Source organism: Luteimonas saliphila, from assembly GCF_016774335.1.
Classification (GTDB): Bacteria; Pseudomonadota; Gammaproteobacteria; order Xanthomonadales; family Xanthomonadaceae; genus Luteimonas; species Luteimonas saliphila.
On sequence record NZ_JAETWA010000037.1, the window covers coordinates 159,289 to 168,526 of the forward strand.

Annotated in this window: 10 protein-coding genes; 8 read left to right on the plus strand and 2 right to left on the minus strand. The window is 68.7% G+C overall.

Going from position 1 to position 9,238, the window contains the following annotated elements; translation table 11 throughout:
* Positions 1 to 220 precede the first annotated feature (220 nt).
* From trpE to JMO03_RS11075, 7 genes are all read left to right on the plus strand, one after another.
* On the plus strand, positions 221 to 1,690 hold the full coding sequence (gene trpE, locus JMO03_RS11045) for an anthranilate synthase component I (RefSeq protein WP_202843358.1): 1,470 nt from the start codon (positions 221 to 223) through the stop codon (positions 1,688 to 1,690).
* Positions 1,691 to 1,771: 81 nt separating this feature from the next.
* A complete protein-coding gene (locus JMO03_RS11050) occupies positions 1,772 to 2,551 on the plus strand; it encodes an SIMPL domain-containing protein (protein ID WP_202843291.1) in 780 nt (259 codons plus the stop codon).
* A gap of 3 nt (positions 2,552 to 2,554) precedes the next feature.
* On the plus strand, positions 2,555 to 3,133 hold the full coding sequence (locus tag JMO03_RS11055; RefSeq protein WP_202843293.1) for an anthranilate synthase component II: 579 nt from the start codon (positions 2,555 to 2,557) through the stop codon (positions 3,131 to 3,133).
* Positions 3,134 to 3,405: 272 nt separating this feature from the next.
* Entirely contained in the window at positions 3,406 to 4,446 is a 1,041-nt protein-coding gene (gene trpD / locus JMO03_RS11060; protein WP_202843294.1) for an anthranilate phosphoribosyltransferase, read from the plus strand.
* A 59-nt stretch (positions 4,447 to 4,505) separates the two neighbouring features.
* The gene (locus tag JMO03_RS11065; RefSeq protein ID WP_202843297.1) at positions 4,506 to 4,868 is read left to right on the plus strand and encodes an antibiotic biosynthesis monooxygenase family protein; all 363 of its coding nucleotides are present in this window, start codon (positions 4,506 to 4,508) and stop codon (positions 4,866 to 4,868) included.
* Positions 4,869 to 5,055: 187 nt separating this feature from the next.
* Positions 5,056 to 5,883: an indole-3-glycerol phosphate synthase TrpC gene (gene trpC, locus JMO03_RS11070; protein WP_238346077.1), complete on the plus strand. Its 828-nt coding sequence runs from the start codon at positions 5,056 to 5,058 to the stop codon at positions 5,881 to 5,883.
* Positions 5,880 to 6,611: a haloacid dehalogenase-like hydrolase gene (locus JMO03_RS11075; RefSeq protein WP_202843299.1), complete on the plus strand. Its 732-nt coding sequence runs from the start codon at positions 5,880 to 5,882 to the stop codon at positions 6,609 to 6,611. The genes trpC and JMO03_RS11075 overlap by 4 nt, the downstream gene beginning before the upstream one ends.
* A gap of 392 nt (positions 6,612 to 7,003) precedes the next feature.
* Here the strand turns inward: JMO03_RS11075 and JMO03_RS11080 are convergent, their stop codons facing one another.
* Entirely contained in the window at positions 7,004 to 7,477 is a 474-nt protein-coding gene (locus JMO03_RS11080) for a GNAT family N-acetyltransferase (RefSeq protein ID WP_202843301.1), read from the minus strand.
* Complete coding sequence (crp, locus tag JMO03_RS11085) at positions 7,474 to 8,109, minus strand: cAMP-activated global transcriptional regulator CRP (RefSeq protein WP_425491831.1); 636 nt, start codon at positions 8,107 to 8,109, stop codon at positions 7,474 to 7,476. Before crp ends, JMO03_RS11080 begins: the two co-directional genes overlap by 4 nt.
* Before the next feature lie 182 nt (positions 8,110 to 8,291).
* Between crp and speD the strand changes: the two genes are divergently transcribed.
* Positions 8,292 to 9,086, plus strand: a complete 795-nt coding sequence (speD, locus tag JMO03_RS11090; protein ID WP_149103660.1) for an adenosylmethionine decarboxylase — start codon at positions 8,292 to 8,294, stop codon at positions 9,084 to 9,086.
* The last annotated feature ends 152 nt before the right edge of the window (positions 9,087 to 9,238 follow it).

The following is a 9,238-nucleotide window of genomic DNA, read 5'->3' on the forward strand; positions in this document are numbered from 1 at the left end:
CTTGTGCGTGTCCCGTCCATGTCCGAAGACGCAAGGCATCGCGCCTGAAGGCGCTCCTACAAATCGGGTCGCGGAATCGCTACATTAGCGCCCATGGGCGCATCCGCATTCCCGCATTTCCGTGCTGCCGGCGAAGGCTGGCGATGGTGGCCCGCTGCCGCCGACGCCACCGCCCGCCCGCCCCACGAGGAAATGCCGCGTGACCCCGCAAGACGAATCCCTGCAGCCGGCCTTTGACCGGCAGGCCGCCGAGGGCCACACCCGCATCCCCATCGTGCGCGAGGTGCTGTCCGACCTGGACACGCCGCTGTCGGTCTACCTCAAGCTCGCCGACGGTCCCTGCACCTACCTGTTCGAGTCGGTCGAGGGTGGCGAGCGTTTCGGTCGCTACTCGATCATCGGCCTGCCAGCGAGGAGGGTATTCGCCTTCCACGGCCACACGCTGACGGTCAGCGAGCACGGCGAGACGATCGAAACGCGCGAAGTCGAGGATCCGTTCACCGAGGTCGAACGCCTGCGCAGCGAGCACTCCGTGCCGCGGCTGCGGGGATTGCCCGGTTTCACCGGCGGCCTGGTCGGCTGGTTCGGCTTCGAGTGCATCGAGTACATCGAGCCGCGCCTGCGCGCCAACGCCCGGCCCGACGAGCTCGGCACGCCCGACATCCTGCTGATGCTCAGCGAGGAAGTCGCGGTGTTCGACAACCTCAAGGGCCGCCTGTACCTGGTGGTGCATGCCGATCCGTGCCAGCCGCAGGCCTGGGCGCGCGCCAACCGCCGGCTCGACGCGCTCGCGCACCGCCTGCGCCATGGCGGCGCCGGTTATCCGGAGACGCTCCGGCCCGAAGCGCTGGACGAGGCCCACTTCGAATCGGGCTTCACCCGCGAGGGCTTCCTCGCGGCCGTCGACCGGGCCAAGGACTACATCGCCGCCGGCGATGCCTTCCAGGTGGTGCTGTCGCAGCGCATGAGCGTGCCGTTCAACGCGCGCCCGGTGGACGTGTACCGGGCGTTGCGTGCGATGAACCCGTCGCCGTACATGTACTTCCTCGATGTCGGCGGCACCCAGGTGGTCGGCTCGTCGCCGGAGATCCTGGTACGCCTGCAGGAGGGCGAGGTGACCGTGCGCCCGATCGCCGGCACCCGTCCGCGCGGCGCCACGCACGACGAGGACCTCGCGCTCGAGGCCGAGCTGCTCGCCGATCCCAAGGAGCGCGCCGAGCACCTGATGCTGATCGACCTCGGCCGCAACGACGTCGGCCACGTGTCGGAGGCCGGCAGCGTGCGGGTCGGCGACAGCTTCGTCATCGAGCGCTACAGTCACGTCATGCACATCGTCAGCGAGGTCACCGGCCGGCTGAAGCCGGGCCTGTCCTACGCCGACGTGCTGCGCGCCACCTTCCCCGCCGGCACCGTCAGCGGCGCGCCCAAGATCCGCGCGCTGGAGATCATCCGTGAGCTCGAGCCGGTCAAGCGCAACGTCTATGCCGGCGCGATCGGTTACATCGGCTGGCACGGCGACGCCGACACCGCGATCGCGATCCGCACCGCCGTGATCCAGGACGGCAGGCTGCACGTCCAGGCCGGCGCCGGCATCGTCTACGACTCCGACCCGCAGAAGGAGTGGGACGAGACCATGAACAAGGGCCGGGCGTTGTTCCGCGCGGTGGCCGAGGCGGCGAAGGGGTTGTGAGCGTGCGCCGACCCCCTTGCGCCAGCCTGACCGCGGGCATGTCCGCCGGCAGACGACCCCCTGCATACGAGGAGTTCCACCATGATCGGTAAAGCCGTCGTCCTTGCCGCCGCCATCCTGCTCTCCGCGGACGCAGCCGCACAAGTCAATGCGATCCCGCAGGCCCGACACATCCTGGTCTACGGGGATGCGCAGGCGCGGGCGATCCCGGACCGCTTCAAGATCACCGTGAACTTCGAGTCGGTCGATCTCGATGCGGATGCCGCGAGGCGGCGAGTGGAGTCCAACCTGCAGGGCGTGCTGCAGCAACTCGACCGGCAAGGCGTGGACCCGTCCGATATCGTGGCGACTTCGCTGCGCATCGATGCCAGGGAACGTTACGACGAGAAGAAGGACGAAGACGTATTCGTCGGGACAGAGGTGTCGCGATCGCTGACGGCGAGATTCGATGACAAGCCATCGTTGGAGCGGTTCATCGCCGCGATCAGGACCTCCCGGGAGCTCACGGTCTCCAACGTGCAAACCGAGCTTTCCAGCGAGCCGGAACTGCGTCGGGCACTGCGCGGGAAGGCCATCGAGTCCTCCCGTGAGAAGGCCGAGACGATCGCGAAGGCCTATGGCGCCAGGCTTGGCGGCCTTTACAGCGTGTCCGACGTGGCGCCGCAGTTCCAGTATGGAATCCGCGAAGGGAACTGGCCATCGACCTACGAATGGCGGATGCGTGGCGATGGTGGGGGCGGTGAGCTGGATAGCATCGCGGTGACGGGAGCCCGCACTCGCGGGGTCGTGGCCGAGTCGTTCCAGACCGGCTATGTGACGTTCGACGACAAGATCTATGCCGTCTTCCTGCTCGCGGACTGACCCATGCTGTTGATGATCGACAACTACGACAGCTTCACCTGGAACCTCGTGCAGTACCTGCAGGCGCTGGGCGCCGAGGTGCGGGTGGTACGCAACGACGAGCTGGGCGTCGACGAGATCGAGGCGCTGGCGCCAGAGCGCATCGTCATTTCGCCAGGGCCCTGCACGCCCAACGAGGCGGGCGTGTCGCTGGGCTTGGTGAAGCGGCTCGGCGCGAGCACGCCGATTCTCGGCGTCTGCCTCGGCCACCAGGCGATCGGCCAGGCCTATGGCGGACGGGTGGTGCGCGCGAGCCGGATCATGCACGGCAAGACCTCGCCGATCCGCCACCGGGGCCAGGGCGTGTTCGCGGCGCTGCCCGACGGTTACGAGGCCACGCGCTACCACTCGCTGGTGGTCGAGCGCGACTCGCTGCCCGATTGCCTGGAAGTCACCGCATGGACCGAGCACGAGGGAGGCGAATTCGAGTCGATCATGGGCCTGCGCCACCGTGAGCACCCGGTCGAGGGCGTGCAGTTCCATCCCGAGTCGATCCTGACCGAGCACGGACATGCGTTGCTGAAGAATTTCCTGGAGCGGTGACGAGGTCCCCGGCCGACGTGCTGGCAGGAGCTGCGACCGCCCAGCGGTACAGTGGCTGCAGCAGGACTGTCGCGTTGGCAGGACTGTCGCCTCAACACGACTCTTGCCTCGGCAGGACTGTCGCCTCGGCAGGACTGTCATCCCGAACGCAGTGAGGGATCTGGTATCCGAAGCCGTGCGTGAGGCAGATCCCTCGCTGCGCTCGGGATGACATCGTGTAGATTTTCACGAATCACGAATCACGAATCACGAATCACGAATCACGGCCCCTCATGACCATTACCCCCCAAGAAGCCCTGCAGCGCACCATCGAGCATCGCGAGATCTTCCACGACGAGATGATCTCGCTGATGCGCCAGATCATGCGTGGCGAGGTCTCGCCGGTGATGACCGCGGCGATCCTCACCGGGCTGCGGGTGAAGAAGGAGACGGTCGACGAGATCGCCGCGGCGGCGAAGGTGATGCGCGAACTCTCGCGCACCGTCGACGTGCCCGATCGCAGCCACCTGGTCGACATCGTCGGCACCGGCGGCGACGGCTCGCACACGTTCAACATCTCCACGGCGAGCATGTTCGTGGCTGCCGCCGCGGGCGCACGCGTGGCCAAGCACGGCAACCGCAGCGTGTCGTCGAAGTCCGGCAGCGCCGATGCGCTCGAAGCGCTGGGCGCGGCGATCGAGCTGCAGCCGGATCAGGTGGCGCGCAGCATCGACGAAACCGGTGTCGGCTTCATGTTCGCGCCGATCCACCACCCGGCGATGAAGGCGGTGGCGCCGGTGCGGCGCGAGATGGGCGTGCGCACGATCTTCAACATCCTCGGGCCGCTGACCAACCCTGCGTCGGCGCCCTCGGTGCTGATGGGCGTGTTCCATCCCGACCTCGTCGGCATCCAGGTGCGCGTGCTGCAGGAACTGGGCACCGAGCGCGCGCTGGTGGTGTGGGGCCGCGACGGCATGGACGAGATCTCGCTCGGCGCCGCCACCCTGGTCGGCGAACTGCGCGATGGCAAGGTGCACGAATACGAGATCCACCCCGAGGATTACGGCATCGCCATGGCCGCCAGCCGCAACCTGCGGGTCGACGACCCGGCCGGCTCGAAGGCGATGCTGCTGGGCGCGCTGCGCGGCGAGGCGGGTTTGCCGCTGGAGATCGTCGTGCTCAACGCCGGCGCGGCGCTGTACGTGGCCGGCGTGGCGGATTCGATCGAGGACGGCATCGGCCGGGCGCGCGAAGCGGTGGCCTCCGGGGCGGCGATGGCGAAGCTGGAGGCCTTCGTCGCGGCCACCCGCCGGCTCGCCTCGGGCGGGGGCTGACCGGGCCCGGCGCGTTTGCGACAATCGCCGGCCCCCGGGACGCACCCCGAAGGTCCGCCATGCATCCGACCGCATTCGCCACGCTCCCGAAACCGCCCTACTACGCGGTGATCTTCAGCTCGCAACGGACCGATGGCGACAACGGCTACGGCGAGACCGCAGACCGCATGGTCGAACTGGCGCGGCAGCAGCCCGGCTTCCTCGGCGTCGAATCGACCCGCGGGGAAGACGGCTTCGGGATCACCGTGGCCTACTGGGAGAGCGAGGACGCGATCCGCGCCTGGCGCCTGCACGCCGAACACACGGCGGCACGCGAACGCGGTCGCGCCGAGTGGTACCGGCACTTCGAACTGCGCATCGCCAGGGTCGAGCGCGCCTACGGCTGGGACCGGGAACAGGCGCACTCCGGCGACGCGGCGTGAGCAGCGACATCCGGCACGCGCGCCGGCGCAGTGGCTGGGCCATGCCGGGTGCGCGCTGCGTGGACGCCGGGCGAGCCCAGCGGCAGGCAGGCAGCTCGCACTGCCCGGCGTGTCCTGCGATCATGGCAATCGCAGCCGCGCGCCGGATCCGCGCCACGGCGATCGGCACCGAAAAGGAAGCAAGACCTTGACCCATCTCCTGCGGCCGTCGCTGCCGCGCCAGGACGACATCCTGCAGCGGATCCTGCTACGCAAGGCGGAGGAAGTCGCCGGGCGCGTAGCCGTCCGGCCCCTGGACGAGATGCGGGCGCTGGCCGCCGACATGCCGGCCCCGCGCGGGTTCGCCGCGGCGATCGAGGCCAAGATCGCCTCCGGCGCGCCGGCGGTGATCGCGGAAGTCAAGAAGGCCAGCCCCTCGAAGGGCGTGATCCGGCCCGACTTCGATCCGGCCGCGATCGCGCGCAGCTACGAAGCCGGTGGCGCAGCCTGCCTGTCGGTCCTGACCGATGTCGACTTCTTCCAGGGCGCGGACGCCTACCTGCAGCAGGCGCGCGCCGCCTGCGCATTGCCGGTGCTGCGCAAGGACTTCACGATCGACCCCTACCAGGTGTACGAGGCGCGCGCGCTGGGCGCCGACTGCATCCTGCTGATCGTCGCCGCGCTGTCCGACGGACAGCTCGCCGAGCTTTCCAGCACCGCCCTGCAACTCGGCCTCGACGTGCTGGTCGAGGTGCACGACATCGACGAGCTCGAACGCGCGATCCAGGTGCCGGCGCCGCTGCTGGGCGTCAACAACCGCAGCCTGCGCACGTTCGAGGTCTCGCTGGACACCACGCTGTCGCTGCGGGGCGCGGTGCCGCGCGATCGCCGCCTGGTGACCGAGAGCGGGATCCATGCCGCCGCGGACGTCGCGCGCATGCGCCAGGGCGGGATCGAGGCCTTCCTCGTCGGCGAGGCCTTCATGCGCGAAGCCGATCCGGGCGCGGCCCTGCGACGGCTGTTCTTTCCGGCATGAGTGCGGTCGCCGTGCCGCGCCACGACGCGCCGCTGGTCGTCTTCGATTTCGACCACACCCTCTACGACGGCGATTCGGGCAGCCACCTGTTCGCCTGGCTGATCCGGCGCAGCGCCTGGCGCACGGCGCTGGCGTTGCTGGCCGCGCCGCTGCTGGGGCCGCTGATCGCATTCCTGCCGACCCGTCGCTACGGCATTTCCGGCTTCGTCTGGATCGGCACCGTGGGCATGCCGCGCAGGCGCACGCTGGACGACGCCATCGATCGCTATGTCGCCAGCCACGACGCGCAGATCCGCGGCCGACTGCTGCCGCTGGCGCTGGACGTGCTGCACCACCACCGGGAAGCCGGCGACCGGGTAGTGATCGCCACCGGCGCGCCGCCGGAACTGGCGCGCGCGATCCTGGCCTTCGTCGCGCACGAGGCGGTGCCGGTGATCGGCACGGCCGTGGGGCCGCGGCTGGGCGCGATCGTCGCCATCCGCCACTGCCACGCCGAGGAGAAGATGCGGATGCTGCGCGAGCGCGGCTACGGCGACATCGACATCGCCTATTCCGACTCCAGCGCGGACCTGCCGCTGTTGAAGGCGGCGCGGTCGCCGGTGGTGGTCAATCCCAAGCCCGGCAATGTCGGACTGTTCCGCCGGGTGCTGCCGGCCGGGACCCCGATCCTCAACTGGGGTTGCCGCGACCGCGGCGGCGACCCGCCCCCCAGCACCTCCGTACCGTAGGAGCGCCTTCAGGCGCGACTCAGTACGGCGCGGAATGCGGGAGGGGCGAACCAGGGGTCGCGGCTGAAGCCGCTCCTACGTACCAGGCATCGGCACGACTGGTAGGAGCGCCTTCAGGCGCGACCGGGATGGCGAGGAATACAGGAGGGGCGAAACAGGGGTCGCGGCTGAAGCCGCTCCTACGTGCCAGGCACGGCACGACCTGGTAGGAGCGCCTTCAGGCGCGACCGGGATGCGCGGAAAAGGCCAGGCGCGACTCCGGTCGAGAGTATCCAGCGATCGTGCCGACCGGACCGAACACCGTGCCGCCCGCGTCCCGCCGTCCCGCGATGACACCCGCCTCGAGCCGCCGTGACCCGTCTTGCCCGGGCACCCCCGACCTGCCGGGTCGGCTACGCGTCGCCCAGGCGCTTGACGAAGCGCACGGTGCCGTCGCTGAAGCCGCAGGCCTTGTAGAAGGCGTGGGCATCGCTGCGCTGCGAGCCGCTCGTCAGTTCCAGCCGGGCTGCGCCGCCGGCGCGCGCGCGGCGTTCGGCCTCGCGCAGCAGTTGCCGGCCCAGCCCCTGGCCGCGCGCCGACGGCGTCACCACCAGGGCGGTGATGCGGCAGGTCAGGGTGTCCAGCGGCAGGTAGTACATGAAGTCCAGCGCGATCAGCCCGGACACCGTGCCGCCGACCCGCGCCACCACCAGCGCCTGGCGGTCGTTGTCGAGAATCGTGCGGATCCGGCGCGCGGCGTCCTTCAGGTCGCAGGGATAGCCTAGTTCGGACAGCAGGGTGGCGACGTCGTCGGCGTCGATCAGGCCGGCGCTGCGCAGATCGGCGTCCGGCAGGGTGCCGCCGGCGCCGAAGTGGCCGACGCTCATCGCGTCCCGTAGAGCACGATGGTCTTGCCGCGGGCGTGAAGCTTGCCGTCGACCTGGAGCTTCTTCAGCACCCGGCCCGCCATCTCGCGCGAGCAGCCGACCAGCCGCGCCAGCTCCTGGCGCGATACGCGCAGCTGCGTGCCCTGCGGATGGGTCATCGCCTCGGGCTCGCGGGTCAGGTCGTGCAGGGTGCGGATGATGCGGTCGGTGACATCGAGGAAGGCCAGGCGCCCGGCCTTGCGGCTGGTGTCGAGCAGCCGGCGCGAGAGTTGCACGCCGATCGCGAACATGATCGAGGTCGCGTCGTTGGACAGGGTGCCGTCGAACAGCTGGTAAAGCCGCTCGTAGCTGATCTCGGCCAGCTCGCACTGGGTGCGGGTGCGCAGGATCACCTCGCGTATGTCGGTTTCGATGAACAGCCCCATCTCGCCCACGAACTCGCCGTTGCCGAAATACCCCAGCACCAGCTCGCGGCCGTCGTCCTCCTCGGTGATGATGCTGACCGAGCCGCTGATGACGAAATAGAGCGTGCCGGCCGGATCGCCGGGCCGGAACACCTCCGTGCGCGGCGGATAGCGCCGGCGGTGGCAATGGGCGAGGAAACGTTCGATGGTCGCGGGGGACGGCGCCATCGGGTGGGCAGGGCGGCGGTAGCTGCTGATCAGGGCCACAGGGCTTGGGTTCATGCAGGGGGGAACGGGGGAAGCCGTGAGATTAGGACGTCCGTGCCCGCGGAGCAAACGCGTTGCCCCCGTGGTCACGGGCTTTGCCGCATAATTCCGCCCTTCGCCTGCCCGACCGGGGACCGTCCGACGTGGTCAAGCCACTGCCTCGCCTGAAGCTCCAGGGCTTCAACAACCTCACCAAGTCGCTGTCGTTCAACATCTACGACGTGTGCTACGCCGCGTCGGAGGACGAGCGCCGGCGCTACATCGAGTATATCGACGAGCAGTACGACGCCGACCGCCTGACCCAGATCCTGAGCGACGTGGCCGAGATCATCGGCGCCAACATTCTCAACATCGCCCGCCAGGACTACGACCCGCAGGGCGCCTCGGTGACCATCCTCATCTCCGAGGAGCCGGTGATCGACAAGAAGGACGCCGGCAAGGAGATCATCTCCGACGCGGTCGTGGCCCACCTGGACAAGTCGCACATCACCGTCCACACCTATCCCGAAACCCACCCGGACAACGGCATCGCCACCTTCCGCGCCGACATCGACGTGTCGACCTGCGGCGTGATCTCGCCGCTCAAGGCCCTGAACTACCTGATCGAGAGCCTGGAGTCGGACATCGTGGTGATGGACTACCGGGTGCGCGGCTTCACCCGCGACATCAAGGGCCGCAAGCACTACATCGACCACAAGATCAACTCGATCCAGGACTACCTGGCCAAGAACATCCGCGCCCGCTACGAGATGCTGGACGTCAACGTGTACCAGGAGGCCCTGTTCCACACCAAGATGCACCTGAAGGACTTCGACCTGGACAACTACCTGTTCGAGGAAAAGGCCCGGAACCTGTCGTTCAAGGAGCGCATGAAGATCGAGGCCCGGCTCAAGCGCGAGATCGAGGAGCTGTACCACGGGCGCAATCTGATCGATTGACGGTGGAGCCGTGTATTGGTGATTCGTGATTGGTGATTGGACGAAGCCACGACCCAGAAGCCCCGCGACGGCGGGGCTTCGCCTTTTATGAATCCCCCACCCCCAATCCCCAAGGCGAGGGGTCAGAGTCGAGTTTTCGCCCGACCGGGTCG